The organism is Bradyrhizobium sp. Leo78 (assembly GCF_059512425.1).
In genome coordinates this window covers 128,150-142,403 of sequence record NZ_JCAMOT010000019.1, presented here as the reverse complement: position 1 = coordinate 142,403, position 14,254 = coordinate 128,150, and the positions used below count along the sequence as shown (strand labels likewise).

The window sequence follows — 14,254 nt, the reverse complement described above, 5'->3', positions numbered from 1 at the left end:
CCGGGAGGACGCCATGAATATTCACGACAGCCGCTATCACGAGGTCTATGCACGTTCGCTGGCTGATCCCGAGGGCTTCTGGAGCGAGGCGGCGCGGGAGATCGATTGGATCGAGCCCGCGAAGAAGATTTTCGATCCCTCGCTTGGCGCTTATGGACGCTGGTTCACCGGCGCCGTCGTCAACACCTGCTACAACGCGCTCGATCGCCATGTCCTGGGCGCTCGCGCCGAGCAGGTCGCACTGATCCACGATTCCCCGCTCACCGGCAGCGTGACGAAATTCACCTATGCCGAGCTTCTGAAGGAAGTGCAGACGCTCGCCGCGGTCATGCAGGATTTCGGCGTGACCAAGGGCGACCGCGTCATCCTCTATATGCCGATGGTGCCGGAAGCGGTGGTGGCGATGCTGGCCTGCGCGCGGATCGGCGCGGTGCACAGCGTGGTGTTCGGCGGCTTTGCGGCAAAGGAGCTGGCCAGCCGCATCGATGATGCCAAGCCGAAGCTGATCTTTTCGGCAAGTTGCGGAATCGAGCCGGGCCGTATCGTGCAGTACAAGCCGCTGCTTGACGAGGCGATCAAGCTTGCCAGCGCCAAGCCGCAAGGCTGCGTCATCCTGCAGCGCCCGCAGCATGGTTGCGAGCTCACTGCGGGCCGCGATCACGACTGGGCCAGTCTGCGCCGCGCCGCGCTCGATGCCGGCAAGGCCGCGCCTTGCGTCCCGGTGCTCGCGACCGATCCGCTCTACATCCTCTACACCTCGGGCACGACGGGAATCCCGAAGGGCGTCGTGCGCGACAATGGCGGGCATCTGGTCGCGCTGAAATGGTCGATGTTCAACCTCTATGGCGTCAAGCCGGGCGAGGTCTGGTGGTGCGGCTCCGACATCGGCTGGGTGGTCGGCCACAGCTATATCGTTTACGGCCCACTGTTCCATGGCGCGACCTCCGTCATGTATGAAGGCAAGCCGGTCGGCACACCCGATGCCGGTGCGTTCTGGAGGGTCATCTCCGAGCACAAGGCGGTTGCGTTCTTCACCGCACCGACCGCCTTCCGCGCCATCCGCAAGGAGGATCCGGAAGGCAAGTTCATCCGGCAATACGATCTCGCAAACTTCCGCACGCTCTTCCTCGCCGGGGAGCGCGCCGATCCGCCGACGGTGGAATGGGCGGAAGCACAATTGAAGGTGCCGGTGGTCGACCATTGGTGGCAGACCGAGACCGGCTGGTGCATTGCCGGCAATCCGGTGGGCCTCGGCATGCTGCCGGTCAAGCACGGCTCGCCGACGGTACCGATGCCGGGCTATCAGGTCGATGTGGTCGATGAGGCCGCAAGGCCAGTGCCCGCAGGCACTATGGGCTCGATCGTGGTCAAGCTGCCGATGCCGCCCGCCTGCCTGCCGACGCTGTGGCAGCAGGACGAGCGCTTCAAGGAAGCCTATCTCTCCGAATTCCCCGGCTACTACAAGACCTCGGATGCCGGCTACAAGGATGAGGACGGCTATGTCTGGGTGATGGGCCGCACCGACGACATCATCAATGTCGCCGGCCACCGGCTCTCCACCGGCGGCATGGAAGAGATTTTGGCGTCGCATCCCGATGTCGCCGAATGCGCCGTGCTCGGCATCAATGATGCGATCAAGGGCGAAGTGCCCTGCGGCCTCCTGGTGCTGAAGGCCGGCGTCAGCCGTCCGCCGGCCGAGATCGAGAAGGAAATCGTAGCGCTGGTGCGCGAAAAGCTCGGCCCCGTGGCCGCCTTCAAGCTCGCGATCACCGTGGGCCGCCTGCCGAAGACGCGCTCCGGAAAGATCCTCCGAGGCACCATCAAGAAGATCGCCGACGGCGAAAGCTGGACCATGCCGGCCACGATCGAGGACCCCAAGGTACTTGACGAGATCGGCGACGCGCTGAAGGGAAGGGTGTGACGGTTGGATCGTCATGCCCGGGCTTGACCCGGGCATCCATCAAGATCAGAGAAGCCGCCATCTTTTCGATGGATTGCCGGGTCATCCCCGATCGGGTCGGGGACGGGCGCCCGGCAATGACGAAAGAGGGAACCCACGTATGCGACGTTACTTCGCCCGAGCCCATATCGCGCTGTTCCTGCTCGCCCCGCTGCTCGCCGGCTGCCTCGAGCATAGATCGGCGCCGCTGGCCGACGCTGCGGGCGATGACGACGCTTTCTGCCGCGCCAACAATGTCCAGCAGGGTTCGCCCGAATATGTCGCCTGCCGCAAGGACCGCGACGTCCGGCGGCAGAACGCTGAAGCGAGGACCGACCGCCGGCAGCGCAATCTCGCCGAAGACATGCTCAACAATCCGGTGAGGCCATGAGCCAAGGAGGACCGTCATGAACGAAGACGTCTTCAACGAAAGCCTGCGCCGATTCCTGAAGCGCGTCGGCATCACCTCCCAGCGCGAGATCGAAAAGGCCGTACGCGACGGCATCGACGCCGGCCGTCTCAAAGGCAACGAGAAGCTGACCGCAAAAATGACGCTGACGATCGACGCTGTCGGACTCAAGCACGAGGTGACGGAAGACATCGCGCTCGGATAGTGCTTCGCGAATCTCCGTTGTCATGCCCGCGAAGTATGACGAGAGCGGCAGCGCGTTACCGCTACGACTGAATCGCATCGGTGTTTGCCGTGATACTTTTGCAACGGTGTGACTCAATCACGCCATGTCTCGTCTGATTTGATCCGCATCAAATCCTTCACCGCCCCGCTTCTGGTCTGAGAGAGGCAACGCGCGACTTTCCGCGCGGACTTGGCGATGGAAGACTTGGCGATGGGGAATTTGATGAGGACAAGAACGATTTTGACGGCGTCACTGCTCGCGGTTGCGGCGGCGTTCGGTGGGGCTGCCATGTCGGCGCAGGCTGCGGATCTGGCGCCGGTCTACAAGGCGAAAGCGCCGCCGCCGGTGGAGACCTTCAACCCCTGGATGATCCGTCTGCGCGCGCTCGGCGTGTTGCCGGATGCGGGCGGCAGCTCGGTTGACGTCTTCGGCGTTCCGGGCCTGTCGTCACCGAATTCGGGGCTCTCGATCAGCGACCAGGTCATCCCGGAGCTCGACATCACCTATTTCTTCACCGAGAACTTGGCGGCCGAACTCATCCTTGGCGCGACCAGGCATCACATCAGCGGTACCGGGGCGCTCAACGGGCTCGACATCGGTAAGGCCTGGCTGTTGCCGCCGACGCTGACCCTGCAATATCACTTCACCGGGCTCGGCGCGTTCAAGCCGTACATCGGTGCCGGCATCAACTACACCGTGTTCTTCAACCAGTCCGCGGCCAATACGCCGGTCGGCGGCCTCGCGGTGACGGATCTGCACATCAGCAACCAGGTCGGCGCCGCGGTCCAGTTCGGCTTCGACTACATGCTCGACCGCCACTGGGGCCTCAACGTCGACGTGAAGAAGCTGTGGCTGCGGCCGGACTACTCGGCAACCGTCAACAACGCAATTCCAGTCACCGGGCGCGCCAATATCGATCCGTGGCTGGTGGGCGGCGGCGTCGTCTACAAGTTCTGACGCCGCGGGGGGATGGCGGCGCCGGGGGGCCGGGCCCCGGCGCCGCTGGCCATTTTGGTGCTGAGCCAGCATGGGATGATGGACGAGATCGAATTGCGCTAAGAGAGATCATTCTCATCTTAGCGCGCGTCGCGGAAAGCATCACATGGACATCAAGGTTAGGGATTCAAACGGCGCGCTGCTCGCCGAAGGCGACAGCGTCACGCTGATCAAGGACCTGAAGCTGAAAGGCTCGTCCACGGTCTTGAAGCGCGGCACGGTGATCAAGAACATCCACCTCACCGATAACGAGGACGAGATCGAAGGCCGCACCGACAAGGTCAAGGGCCTGGTCCTGCGCACGGAGTTCCTGAAGAAGGCGTGAGGCCGATCCGCCGTCAATCACGCGCGAAAGCGGGTGATCCAGTATTGCAGAGACGTCAATCGTCGGACCGATAAGCTGCGGCGTACTGGATACCCCGCATTCGCGGGGTATGACGGTTGAGTGGGCGCTCACTGCATCGCCTCAAACAAAAACGCGACGGGTTATCCCGCCGCGTTCGCATCTCCGATGGCTCGAAGCGGAGGAGCCTTACTCCTCCTCGTCCGCCTTCTTGCCGCCGATCGTCTTCAGCTTGGCAAACACGGCGTCGACGTTGAGGTCGTCGCTCGTCTTCTCGGCAGGCTCGAACTCCGGCTCCTTCCGCGTGGTCTCGGAGGCGGGCAGCAGCGTGGCGCCACCATAGGTGGCGGTGGCGGGCTTCTCCTTGGCGGCGCGCTGCACCTCGAAATCGAGTTCGATCTGCGAGCACAGGCCGAGCGTCACCGGGTCCATCGGGGTCAGCGTGGAGGTATTCCAGTGGGTGCGGTCGCGGACGCTCGCGATCGTGGTCTTGGTGGTTCCGACCAGCCGCATGATCTGGGCGTCCTTCAGTTCGGGATGGTTGCGGACCAGCCACAGGATCGCGCTCGGCCGCTCATGGCGGCGCGACACCGGGGTGTAGCGCGGGCCCTTGCGCTTGGCGGCGGCCGGCAGCACCACCTTGCTCTCGCCGAGCCTGAGGCGATAGTTGGGGTCCCTTTCGCCCCTTTCGATCTCGTCGCGGCTCAATTGGCCGGTCGAGATCGGATCCATGCCCTTGATGCCCTGGGCGGCGTCGCCGTCGGCGATGGCGCGGACCTCCAGCGGGTGCATCTTGGTGAAATCGGCGACCTGGTCGAAGGTCAGCGCGGTATTATCGAGTAGCCAGACGGCGGTCGCCTTGGGCATCAGAGGTGCGTTGCTCATGGCAAATCTCCTTTGTGCTTCGCCCACCTCTTTGGAGGCGAAACCGGGGGTCATCAGCGATGACGGGAATTAAGCCCTATATAATCCTTCGGGTACCGGTGGCGCAATGGTTCTGCTAGAGTGCCTTGACACCGCCGGAAACCGAGCCCAAGTCCTACCCCAACTGACCGTTCCCTGCCCGCCGGCAAGGGGTGATTCGGTCGCGAGATCGCTCCATGCCAGCCAAACCTGACCTGAGAATCGTGCTTTGTTCGCCACGCGGCTTTTGTGCCGGGGTGGTCCGGGCCATCGACACCGTGGAACGGGCGCTGACGATCTACGGCGCCCCGGTTTATGTCCGGCACGAGATCGTCCACAACAAATACGTCGTGGACGGCCTGAAGAAGAAGGGCGCGATTTTCGTCGAGGAACTGGCCGAAATCCCCGAAAACACCACCGCGCCGGTGGTTTTTTCCGCCCATGGGGTTCCGAAATCGGTTCCGGCGGATGCTCAGGCGCGCCATTTGTTCTCGCTGGACGCCACCTGTCCGCTGGTCACCAAGGTGCACCGGGAAGCGGCCATCCATTTCAAGCGGGGGCGGGAGATCCTCCTGATCGGGCATTCCCACCACCCGGAGGTGGTCGGCACGCTCGGCCAGTTGCCGCCGGGCGCCGTGACCCTGATCGAGACCGCCGAGGACGCCAAGACCTTCACCCCGAAGGATCCCAACAACCTCGCCTTTGTGACCCAGACCACGCTGTCGATCGACGATACCGCCGAGATCGTCGCGCTGCTCAAGGAGCGCTTCCCGAACGTCAACGGGCCGCACAAGGAAGACATCTGCTACGCCACCACCAACCGCCAGCTCGCGGTGAAGAAGGTGGCTCCGGTGGTCGATGCGCTGATCGTGGTCGGCGCGCCGAACTCCTCCAACTCGCAGCGCCTGCGCGAGGTCGCCGAGCGCGAGGGCTGCCCGATCGCGGTGCTGGCGCAGCGTGCCAGCGATATCGATTGGGCGCGATTTGAGGGCATCAGCAGCCTCGGCATTACGGCCGGCGCCTCCGCGCCGGAAGTGATCGTAGAAGAGATCATGGACGCGTTCGCCGAGCGCTTTGAATTGCATGTCGAGACCGTCTCGGCGGCGGAAGAAAACGAGTTCTTCCCGCTGCCGCGCTCGCTGCGTCCCGAAGCCGCCGCCGAGTAGTCCTTTATGGCGGTCTACACCGACGTCGCCGCCGAAGAGCTAGCGGAATTCCTCAAGAGTTACGACATCGGCGAACTCCTCTCCTATAAGGGGATCGCCGAAGGCGTCGAAAATTCCAACTTCCTGCTGCACACGAGCCGCGGCTCGTTCATCCTGACGCTGTACGAAAAGCGCGTGGCGGAGGATGATCTTCCGTATTTCCTGTCGCTGATGGCGCATCTGGCCGAGCGCGGCGTGAGCTGCCCGCAGCCGGCGCGAAACCGCAACGGCGAGGTCTATAGCCGGCTTGCCGGGCGGCCGGCGGCGATCATCAATTTCCTCGAAGGCATGTGGCCGCGGCGGCCGACTGTCGGGCACTGCGGAGCGGTCGGCGAGGCGCTGGCGAAAATGCATTTTGCCGGGCTCGATTTTCCGATGTTCCGGAAGAACCCGCTCTCGGTCGCCGGCTGGCGGCCGCTGTTCGATCTCGCCAGTGCGCGCGCCGACAGCGTGCAGGCGGGCCTGCGCGATTTCGTCGAGTGCGAGCTCGGCTATCTCGAGGCGAACTGGCCGGCCGATCTGCCGGTCGGCGTCATTCATGCCGATCTGTTTCCGGACAACGTGTTCTTCCTCGGCGACAGGCTGTCCGGCCTGATCGACTTCCCGTTCTCCTGCAACGACATCCTGGCCTATGACGTGGCGATCTGCCTCAATGCCTGGTGCTTCGAGCCGGATCATTCCTTCAATGCGACCAAGGCGCGCGCGCTGCTCAATGCGTACGGCCGGGCGCGGCCACTGTCGGAAGGAGAGCAGGCGGCGCTGCCGCTGCTTGCGCGCGGCGCCGCGCTGCGCTTCCTGCTGACGCGCCTGGTCGATTTCCTCAACGTGCCGGCGGGTGCGCTGGTGAAGCCCAAGGACCCGCTGGAATACGCGCGGAAGCTGCGCTTCCACCAGAGCGTGAAGACGCTGCGCGACTACGGCGTGACGCAGGCAGGGTGCGTGGCGTGAGCGAAAAGCCGCACGTGACTGTTTTCACCGATGGCGCCTGCTCGGGCAATCCCGGCCCGGGCGGCTGGGGCGCGATCCTGAAATTCGGCGACGTCGAGAAGGAATTGAAGGGCGGCGAGGCCCATACCACCAACAACCGCATGGAATTGATGGCGGCGATTTCGGCGCTGGAGGCGCTGAAGAAGCCCTGCGTGGTCGATCTCACCACCGACAGCCAATATGTCCGCCAGGGCATCACCGGCTGGATCTTCGGCTGGAAGAAGAACGGCTGGCGCACCGCCGACAAGAAGCCGGTGAAGAACGTCGAGCTATGGCAGCGGCTCGATGCCGCGCTGAAGCCACACGAGGTGCGCTGGCACTGGATCAAGGGCCACGCCGGCCACGCCGAAAACGAGCGCGCCGACCAGCTCGCCCGCGAAGGCGTCGCCATGGCGCGGCTCAAGGAGAGAGTGGGGCAGTAGCGCGCAATTTTACCGCATTCGTCATGGCCGGGCTCGTCCTGGCCATCCACGGGTAGTTGCGCGTTCGGAAGCAAAGGCGTGGATGCCGGGGACAAGCCCGGGCATGACGGCGTTCCGTAGCCTCAGCTCGTCATTGCGGGGAGCCTAGCGACGAAGCAATCCATGTCTCCGCAGGTGGTGAGGTGGATTGCTTCGCTTTGCTCGCAATGACGCGGTAAAGCTCAAAGCTGCGCCAGCAGCGTATCGCCGCCGGAGACCTCGACCTTGCCAGGGGCCGGTTCGAGGTTGAGCTTCTTCACCACGCCATCCTCGACCAGCATCGAATAGCGCTTGGAGCGGATGCCAAGGCCGTTGCCGGAGGCGTCGAGCTCCATGCCGATCGCCTTGGTGAAATCGGCATTGCCGTCGGCGAGGAACAGCGCCTCGTCGCGCTGGTCGGTGTCCCGCTTCCAGGCGTTCATGACGAAGGCATCGTTGACCGAGACGATCGCGATGGTGTCGACGCCCTTGTCCTTGATGGCGTAGGCGTTGAGGAAGATGCTCGGCAGATGCATCTTGTGGCAGGTGCCGGTGTAGGCGCCGGGCACGGCGAATAGTGCCACCTTCTTGCCCTTGAAGACATCATCTGTTGTCCGCACCTGCGGACCTTCCTCGGTCATCACGCGAAACTTGGCATCCGGCAGCTTGCCGCCAACTTGGATCGTCATCGTCCAGTCTCCCTGAATGAGCTGATGTTTTGTAGACCGTGCAGCTTGCCGGCACAATATTCGTGGGGCTCAAAACCGCAACGGCCGCGCGCCTTCACCGTTCCGTCATCATCCGGAAAATCCGCCCTGATCCAGGAAGGCCTGCTCATCGGGCGTGGTCGCGCGCCCCAGGATGCGGTTGCGGTGAGGGAAACGGCCGAACCGCCGGATGATATCGGCGTGCCCCTCCGCATATTCGAGCTGCTCCGTATTGCCGATGTTGCGGAACAACTCGATGCAGCGCATCTGGTCGGGCAGATGCTCCGAATGCATGAAGGGCATGTAGAGAAATTCGAGCAAGTCGGGGTCGATTCGCGCGTCCACGTCTCGGCTGATGGCCCGGTGCGCCGCCTCGCGCGCCAGCGCGTCGCTTGAATAGGTCAGCGCGTCGCCGCGAAACATGTTGCGGGGAAACTGGTCGAGCACGATGACGAGCGCCAGTGCGCCCTCATCGCTCATCTCCCATGACGACAACTCGCCGCCCGCCGCCTTTCGCCAGAGCCCGAGATAGCGGTCGCGTATGTCCGCATCGAACACATCGTCGCGCGCGTACCAGCGACCGGGGCCGGCCGCGCGCCAGAATGCCAGGATGTCGCCCGGCGTGACATCGCGAGCGTCAATCATGGTCCGAACGTCCGCTCGCGCGCGAATTCAGGCCGCAGCCGCCGGCTTCTTCTCGTCGCGCAATTCGCGGCGCAGGATCTTGCCGACATTGGTCTTCGGCAGCTCGGTCCTGAACTCGATCTGCTTCGGCACCTTGTAGTTGGTGAGCTGGGTGCTGCAGAACTTGATGATCTCCTCGGCGGTAAGACTCGGGTCCTTGCGGACGATGAACGCTTTCACTGCCTCACTGGTCTTGGCGTCGGTCACGCCGATCACGGCGCATTCGAGCACGCCCGGATGGCTCGCGATCACTTCCTCGATCTCGTTCGGATAGACGTTGAAGCCGGAGACCAGGATCATGTCCTTCTTGCGGTCGACGATCTTGGTGTAGCCGTTCTCGTCCATCACCCCGATGTCGCCGGTGCGGAAATAGCCGTCCGCGGTCATCACTCGCGCGGTCTCGTCCGGCCGGTTCCAGTAGCCTGACATCACCTGCGGGCCCTTGGCGCAGATCTCGCCGGCCTGTCCGAGCGGCAGTTCATTGCCGTCATCGTCGCGGATCGAGAGATAGGTCGAAGGCACGGGCAAGCCGATCGAGCCGGAGAACTTGTCGGTGTCTGCCGGGTTGCAGGTCAGCGTCGGCGAGGTCTCGGACAGGCCGTAGCCTTCCGACAGCGCGCAACCGGTCACCGCCAGCCATTTCTCGGCCACCGGCTTTTGCGTGGCCATGCCGCCGCCGAAGGAGGTCTTCAGCTTGGAGAAGTCGAGCTTGTCGAAGCCGGGTGTGTTCAACAAGCCGTTGTAGAGCGTGTTGACGGCGGGGAAGCTGTTGATCTGATATTTCGCGAGCTCCTTGACGAAGCCGGGCAGGTCGCGCGGGTTCGGGATCAGGAGGTTGACGCCGCCGGCGCGCACCGCCAGCAGATAGCAGGCGGTCAGCGCGAAGATGTGGTAGAGCGGCAGCGCGCAGACGATGAAGAGCTGGTCGACATGCGGCGGCTTCTTGATCGCCGGCTGCAGCCAGGCGTCATTCTGCAACACATTGGCGACGATGTTGCGGTGGAGCAGGGTGGCTCCCTTGGAGACGCCGGTGGTGCCGCCGGTATATTGCAGGAAGGCGACGTCGTCGGGCGTGATCCTGGGCCGGTTGAGCTTCATGCCACGGCCCGCAGCGACAGCGGCATTGAACGGGACGGCGCGCGGGATCGAGAACGGCGGCACCATCTTCTTCACCCGGCGCACCACCAGATTGACGATCACGCCCTTGAAGCCGAGCAGGTCGCCCATGCTGCCGACGATGACGTGCTTGACAGACGTCTTGCCCAGCACTTGCTGCACGGTGCTGGCGAAATTCTCCAGAACGATGATGGCTTCCGCGCCGGAATCCTTGAGCTGGTGCTCGAGCTCGCGCGGGGTGTAGAGCGGGTTGACGTTCACGACAGCGTATCCCGCGCGCAGCACGGCGGCGGTCGAGATCGGATATTGCAGCACGTTCGGCATCATCAGCGCGACGCGCGCGCCCTTTTGCAGGCCGAGGCTCTGCAAGTATGCGCCGAGCGCAGTCGACATCTCGTCGAGCTCGCGATAGGTGATCGCCTTGTCCATGCAGATGAAGGCCTTGCGGTCGGCGAACTTCGCAAAGCTTTCCTCGAGCAGCTCAACCAGCGATGAGTATTGCGTGACGTCGATGTCGGCGGGCACGCCGGCCGGGTAATGCTTGAGCCAGATGCGCTCCATGGAAATCCCCTCTCTCCTCGTCCCCGGACGTTGGCCCGGACTGCCTTCTTTTGGGCAGTATTGGGCTAGCCAGCAGCCGATGGCAAGCCGCCCGCGCCCGTTCGACGCATCTGCAGATCGGGGGATGTTGCGGCGCGGTTAACTGGCCGGCTTGCTGCTGTCGTTCTTCGGCTTGGCCGCCGCCTTCGGCTTCGCCGGCTTGGCGGCTGGCTTATCACCCGCGGTGGCAGCGGGCTTCTCCGAAGGCTTTGCGGCAGCGCCATTCGACTTGGCGCTGGCATGCCGCACAGCGGCAGGTTTCGCCGCTGGCTTGGCCTCCGGCTTAGCGGCTTGCTTGGTGTCCGCTTTGGCCTGCTTTGCAGCCGGCTTGGCGTCGGACTTAGCGTCCGACTTGGCGTCGGCAGAAGCGTCGGGCTTCTTGGCCGCGACATGCGCCTTCTTCTTGTGTGGCTTTGGCGTGTCCTTCTCGGTGTCCGCCGCAACCGCGGCGATCAGCGCCGCACCCGTCCGCGTTGGGCCGGTATAGACCACGACCGGCTCGGACGCCTCCGCAGGCTGCGCCAGCAAGTCAGCCGGCTTGAACAGCGGCGGTGGCAGGGCGGCGGCGAAGAAGGTCGCGCCGGTCTCGCCGCTGCTGCTGCTTGTGCTGCTGGCGACAGTGTCCTCATCCTCGTCGCTCGCCGGCCGCTTGCGCTTGGGGCCGCACATCTCGTCGCGCAGGTTCGGCGGCGTGGCGTCGATCGGCGCCAGATTCTCCACCGTGCCGAGCGAGGGCTTGAGCCAGGACAGGCCGTTATTGGCAAAGCCGCGATCGAGCAGCTGCGCCGCGCGCACCGCGCGCATCCGGCCCGACGAGGCGCCGAGCACCACTGCGATCAGCCGCTTGCCGTCGCGCGTCGCCGACGCCACGAGGTTGTAGCCGGAGGCACAGATGAAGCCGGTCTTGAAGCCGTCAGCGCCGGGATAGCGGCCGATCAGGCGGTTGAAGTTCTGCGTGACCCGTCGGCCGAAGCGGATCGAGGGGATGTGCACGAAATATTCGTATTCCGGGAGATCACGGATGATGGCGCGGGCGAGGATCGCAAGGTCGCGCGCCGAGGTGATCTGACCGTCCGCCGGCAGTCCGTTCGGATTGACGTAGCTCGTCTGCACCATGCCGAGCTTCTGCGCGGTCTCGTTCATCATCGCGGAGAAGCCGTCGATCGATCCGCCGACGCCTTCGGCGAGCACGACCGCCATGTCGTTGGCCGACTTCACCAGCATCATCTTCAGCGCATTGTCGACGGTGACCTGCGTGCCCGGGCGGAAGCCCATCTTCGACGGCGATTGCGAGGCGGCCGTCGGCGACACCGTCAGCAGCGTGTCGAGCGAGATGCGGCCGTCCTTCACCGCCTTCAGCGTCACATAGGCGGTCATCAGCTTGGTGACCGATGCCGGATACCAGGGCATGGTCGCATTGTCGGCCTGCAGCACCTTTCCACTATCGGCTTCCACCACCAGCAGCGCCTCGGCGTTGGTCGCGCGCGGCGCGAGAGCGAGAGCCGCGGCGGCGACGAAGAGGAGAAGCGATCGGCGAAGCAGCGGGCGAAGAAGGTGCACTATCCTGGTCCGGTTCTGATTGAAGACCCGCCTTGAACAAGGTGGGCTTTCAGATGTGACGTTCCGGTTTCAAGCGTGTCCGGCGCCGGCCAATTTTGCGGCGATGCAAACCCTATACCGGGCCGCCTTTCGAGAACAGAGGTCGGGTTATTTAATCGTGGACGAAATCGGCCGAATTTCGACAATTCCGCGGCCGGTGGACCGCGGCCTATTCGGCCTGCAGACTCGTCCGCGCGTTCTCCTGAACCATGAACTGGGCCCGCGCCAGATCGGCAAAACGGCCGCCTTTTGTGACGAGTTCATCGAAAGTTCCGCTTTCGATCACCCTGCCATTGTCGAACATCAGGATGCGGGTGGCGTGGCGGATGGTGGAGAGGCGATGCGCGATCACGAAGGTGGTACGGCCTTTCATCACTTCATCGAGAGCGGCGTTGACCTTGGCCTCGGTGACGGCGTCGAGCGCGCTGGTCGCCTCGTCCAGGATCAGGATCGGCGGATCCTTCAGAAGCGCGCGGGCGATCGACAAGCGCTGCCGCTCGCCGCCTGACAGCATGCGGCCGCGCTCGCCGGCATGGGTATCAAAACCCTTCTCGCTACGCTCGATGAATTCCAGCGCCTGCGCCCGGGCTGCTGCCGTGCGAAGTTCCTCGTCGGTGGCATCAGGCTTGCCGACGCGCAGGTTCTCGGCAAGCGAGCGGTTGAACAATAGCGCCTCCTGGAACACCACGCCGATGTTCCTTCGCAGCGCAGTCAGCTTCAGCGCGCGGATGTCCATGCCGTCGATCTTGATGATGCCAGACTGCGGGTCGAAGGCGCGGTGCAGCAGCGCGATGGCGGTCGACTTGCCGGCGCCGGTCGAGCCGACCAGCGCGATGGTCTGGCCGGGCAGCGCGGCGAAGGTCAAATCCTCCACTGCCGGCCGCTTGCCGTCATAGGAGAAGGAGACATCGTTGAATTCGATGAGGCCCGACAGCCGGCCCGCATCCATCGCGCCGGGACGGTCGCGCACCGCCGGCACCGCGTCGAGCACGTCGAAGAATTCCTTCAAGCGCGGCGCTTCCATGAACACGTTGTTGATGAAGCTCACCACCTGCTCGAGCTTCTGGATCAGCATGGTCGCGAAGGAGACGAACATCACGATCTCGCCGACCGAGGTCAGCCCCTGCTGGTTCAGCACGATGCCGACCGTGAAGATCGCAAGCACGGTGATGGTGGTGGAGGCGCGCGTGATCACGGTCACCAGCGCCCACCACGACAACACGGGCATTTGTGCGGCGAGCAGCTTGTCGGCGACGAAGCGCAGGCCCTGCACCTCCGAGTCGATGCGCACGAAGCTCTGCACCAGCGCGACATTGCCGAGCGCGTCGGAGGCGCGCGCGGAGAGATCGCTGTAGTGCTCCTCGACCTCGCTCTGCATGCCGTAGGTCTTGCGCACCACCAGCGTCGTCAGCACGGTGAAGACGACACAGAGCGCGAACAGCAGGATCGCAAGCCGCCAGTTGATGTAGAGCGACAGCGGCAACAGCACGACCAGCGACAGGATTGCGGCGAAATGCTCGCGGAAGAAGCCGAGCCAGAGCCGCCACAGCGCGTCCGTGCCGTTCAGCATCACCTTCATCAGCCGTCCCGAATGGGTGCCGGTGTGGAAGGTCAGCGGCAGTTGCAGGATGTGCTCGAAATAATCGGTCAGAACTGCCTGCCGCTGGCGATGCGCGAGCCGGTCGGCATGCAGCGCCACGATGGCGCTACACCCGATTGTGAACAGGCCGAACGCGACCCAGGCCGCGAGCAGCGGCCATGGCGAGGTGGATGCGATCAGCCCGGTGACCGGCTTGCCCGAGAGTACGTCGACGATCTTGCCGAACAGCACCGGCTCGGCGAATTGCGCGCAGGCGAGCAGGAGATTGGCGCCGGCCAGGATCCAGCCGAGCCGCGCCTCCTTGCCGAGCAATTCGAGCACGCGAACATAAAGACGAAGCAGCGACATGCCGCCATTGTAATCCGGGATCGCAGGCGAGAACCAGAGCGCGATGGTCTTTCCCGCAATTTCTCCACGTCATTGCGAGCGCAGCGAAGCAATCCATGCCTCCGCCCGCCGAACTATGGATTGCTTCGCTGCGCTCGCAATGACGGCGAGCG

General features: G+C 64.1%; 14 protein-coding genes. 8 read left to right on the top strand and 6 right to left on the bottom strand.

What is annotated here, in order from left to right; translation table 11 throughout:
• The first annotated feature begins 13 nt into the window (after positions 1 to 13).
• The 5 genes from AC5ZG1_RS23650 (at position 14) to AC5ZG1_RS23630 (ending at position 3,895) form a co-directional block, all read left to right on the top strand.
• Positions 14 to 1,921 carry a propionyl-CoA synthetase gene (locus AC5ZG1_RS23650; protein ID WP_496134211.1) on the top strand — a complete coding sequence of 636 codons (1,908 nt, stop codon included), beginning with the start codon at positions 14 to 16 and terminating at the stop codon, positions 1,919 to 1,921.
• Between the two features lie 139 nt (positions 1,922 to 2,060).
• Positions 2,061 to 2,330, top strand: coding sequence for a hypothetical protein (locus AC5ZG1_RS23645; protein ID WP_496134210.1), 270 nt, complete (start codon positions 2,061 to 2,063; stop codon positions 2,328 to 2,330).
• A gap of 16 nt (positions 2,331 to 2,346) precedes the next feature.
• Entirely contained in the window at positions 2,347 to 2,553 is a 207-nt protein-coding gene (locus AC5ZG1_RS23640; RefSeq protein ID WP_130229700.1) for a DUF6494 family protein, read from the top strand.
• 243 nt (positions 2,554 to 2,796) lie between these two features.
• Positions 2,797 to 3,531: an OmpW/AlkL family protein gene (locus AC5ZG1_RS23635; protein WP_496134209.1), complete on the top strand. Its 735-nt coding sequence runs from the start codon at positions 2,797 to 2,799 to the stop codon at positions 3,529 to 3,531.
• 145 nt (positions 3,532 to 3,676) lie between these two features.
• Positions 3,677 to 3,895: an alkylphosphonate utilization protein gene (locus AC5ZG1_RS23630; RefSeq protein ID WP_028168250.1), complete on the top strand. Its 219-nt coding sequence runs from the start codon at positions 3,677 to 3,679 to the stop codon at positions 3,893 to 3,895.
• Between the two features lie 207 nt (positions 3,896 to 4,102).
• Here the strand turns inward: AC5ZG1_RS23630 and AC5ZG1_RS23625 are convergent, their stop codons facing one another.
• Positions 4,103 to 4,798, bottom strand: coding sequence for a DUF1013 domain-containing protein (locus AC5ZG1_RS23625; protein ID WP_130229704.1), 696 nt, complete (start codon positions 4,796 to 4,798; stop codon positions 4,103 to 4,105).
• 215 nt (positions 4,799 to 5,013) lie between these two features.
• On the opposite strand from AC5ZG1_RS23625, the gene ispH reads away from it, so the two are divergent.
• The 3 genes from ispH to rnhA are packed head-to-tail and all read left to right on the top strand — an operon-like array spanning position 5,014 to position 7,430.
• Positions 5,014 to 5,982 carry a 4-hydroxy-3-methylbut-2-enyl diphosphate reductase gene (gene ispH, locus AC5ZG1_RS23620; RefSeq protein WP_028168252.1) on the top strand — a complete coding sequence of 323 codons (969 nt, stop codon included), beginning with the start codon at positions 5,014 to 5,016 and terminating at the stop codon, positions 5,980 to 5,982.
• 6 nt (positions 5,983 to 5,988) lie between these two features.
• Positions 5,989 to 6,969 carry a homoserine kinase gene (locus tag AC5ZG1_RS23615; RefSeq protein ID WP_496134208.1) on the top strand — a complete coding sequence of 327 codons (981 nt, stop codon included), beginning with the start codon at positions 5,989 to 5,991 and terminating at the stop codon, positions 6,967 to 6,969.
• Complete coding sequence (rnhA, locus tag AC5ZG1_RS23610) at positions 6,966 to 7,430, top strand: ribonuclease HI (protein ID WP_208828346.1); 465 nt, start codon at positions 6,966 to 6,968, stop codon at positions 7,428 to 7,430. Before AC5ZG1_RS23615 ends, rnhA begins: the two co-directional genes overlap by 4 nt.
• A gap of 221 nt (positions 7,431 to 7,651) precedes the next feature.
• On the opposite strand, the gene AC5ZG1_RS23605 is transcribed toward rnhA, so the two are convergent.
• The 5 genes from AC5ZG1_RS23605 to AC5ZG1_RS23585 all read right to left on the bottom strand — a co-directional run bounded on the left by AC5ZG1_RS23605 (position 7,652) and on the right by AC5ZG1_RS23585 (position 14,102).
• Positions 7,652 to 8,137 carry a peroxiredoxin gene (locus tag AC5ZG1_RS23605; RefSeq protein ID WP_028168672.1) on the bottom strand — a complete coding sequence of 162 codons (486 nt, stop codon included), beginning with the start codon at positions 8,135 to 8,137 and terminating at the stop codon, positions 7,652 to 7,654.
• Positions 8,138 to 8,245: 108 nt separating this feature from the next.
• Entirely contained in the window at positions 8,246 to 8,800 is a 555-nt protein-coding gene (locus AC5ZG1_RS23600; RefSeq protein WP_496134207.1) for a DUF924 family protein, read from the bottom strand.
• A gap of 27 nt (positions 8,801 to 8,827) precedes the next feature.
• Positions 8,828 to 10,516: a long-chain fatty acid--CoA ligase gene (locus tag AC5ZG1_RS23595; protein WP_456643607.1), complete on the bottom strand. Its 1,689-nt coding sequence runs from the start codon at positions 10,514 to 10,516 to the stop codon at positions 8,828 to 8,830.
• A 138-nt stretch (positions 10,517 to 10,654) separates the two neighbouring features.
• Complete coding sequence (locus tag AC5ZG1_RS23590) at positions 10,655 to 12,115, bottom strand: D-alanyl-D-alanine carboxypeptidase family protein (protein WP_130229839.1); 1,461 nt, start codon at positions 12,113 to 12,115, stop codon at positions 10,655 to 10,657.
• A gap of 208 nt (positions 12,116 to 12,323) precedes the next feature.
• The gene (locus AC5ZG1_RS23585; protein ID WP_496134206.1) at positions 12,324 to 14,102 is read right to left on the bottom strand and encodes a glucan ABC transporter ATP-binding protein/ permease; all 1,779 of its coding nucleotides are present in this window, start codon (positions 14,100 to 14,102) and stop codon (positions 12,324 to 12,326) included.
• Positions 14,103 to 14,254 lie beyond the last annotated feature (152 nt).

Coding starts and splice junctions, on each gene's coding strand:
- AC5ZG1_RS23595 (WP_456643607.1), bottom strand. CDS start 10,516: ATGGAGCGCATCTGGCTCAAGCATTACCCGGCCGGCGTGCCCGCCGAC.
- AC5ZG1_RS23645 (WP_496134210.1), top strand. CDS start 2,061: ATGCGACGTTACTTCGCCCGAGCCCATATCGCGCTGTTCCTGCTCGCC.
- AC5ZG1_RS23650 (WP_496134211.1), top strand. CDS start 14: ATGAATATTCACGACAGCCGCTATCACGAGGTCTATGCACGTTCGCTG.
- AC5ZG1_RS23615 (WP_496134208.1), top strand. CDS start 5,989: ATGGCGGTCTACACCGACGTCGCCGCCGAAGAGCTAGCGGAATTCCTC.
- AC5ZG1_RS23630 (WP_028168250.1), top strand. CDS start 3,677: ATGGACATCAAGGTTAGGGATTCAAACGGCGCGCTGCTCGCCGAAGGC.
- AC5ZG1_RS23640 (WP_130229700.1), top strand. CDS start 2,347: ATGAACGAAGACGTCTTCAACGAAAGCCTGCGCCGATTCCTGAAGCGC.
- AC5ZG1_RS23635 (WP_496134209.1), top strand. CDS start 2,797: ATGAGGACAAGAACGATTTTGACGGCGTCACTGCTCGCGGTTGCGGCG.
- AC5ZG1_RS23625 (WP_130229704.1), bottom strand. CDS start 4,798: ATGAGCAACGCACCTCTGATGCCCAAGGCGACCGCCGTCTGGCTACTC.
- AC5ZG1_RS23600 (WP_496134207.1), bottom strand. CDS start 8,800: ATGATTGACGCTCGCGATGTCACGCCGGGCGACATCCTGGCATTCTGG.
- AC5ZG1_RS23585 (WP_496134206.1), bottom strand. CDS start 14,102: ATGTCGCTGCTTCGTCTTTATGTTCGCGTGCTCGAATTGCTCGGCAAG.
- AC5ZG1_RS23605 (WP_028168672.1), bottom strand. CDS start 8,137: ATGACGATCCAAGTTGGCGGCAAGCTGCCGGATGCCAAGTTTCGCGTG.
- ispH (WP_028168252.1), top strand. CDS start 5,014: ATGCCAGCCAAACCTGACCTGAGAATCGTGCTTTGTTCGCCACGCGGC.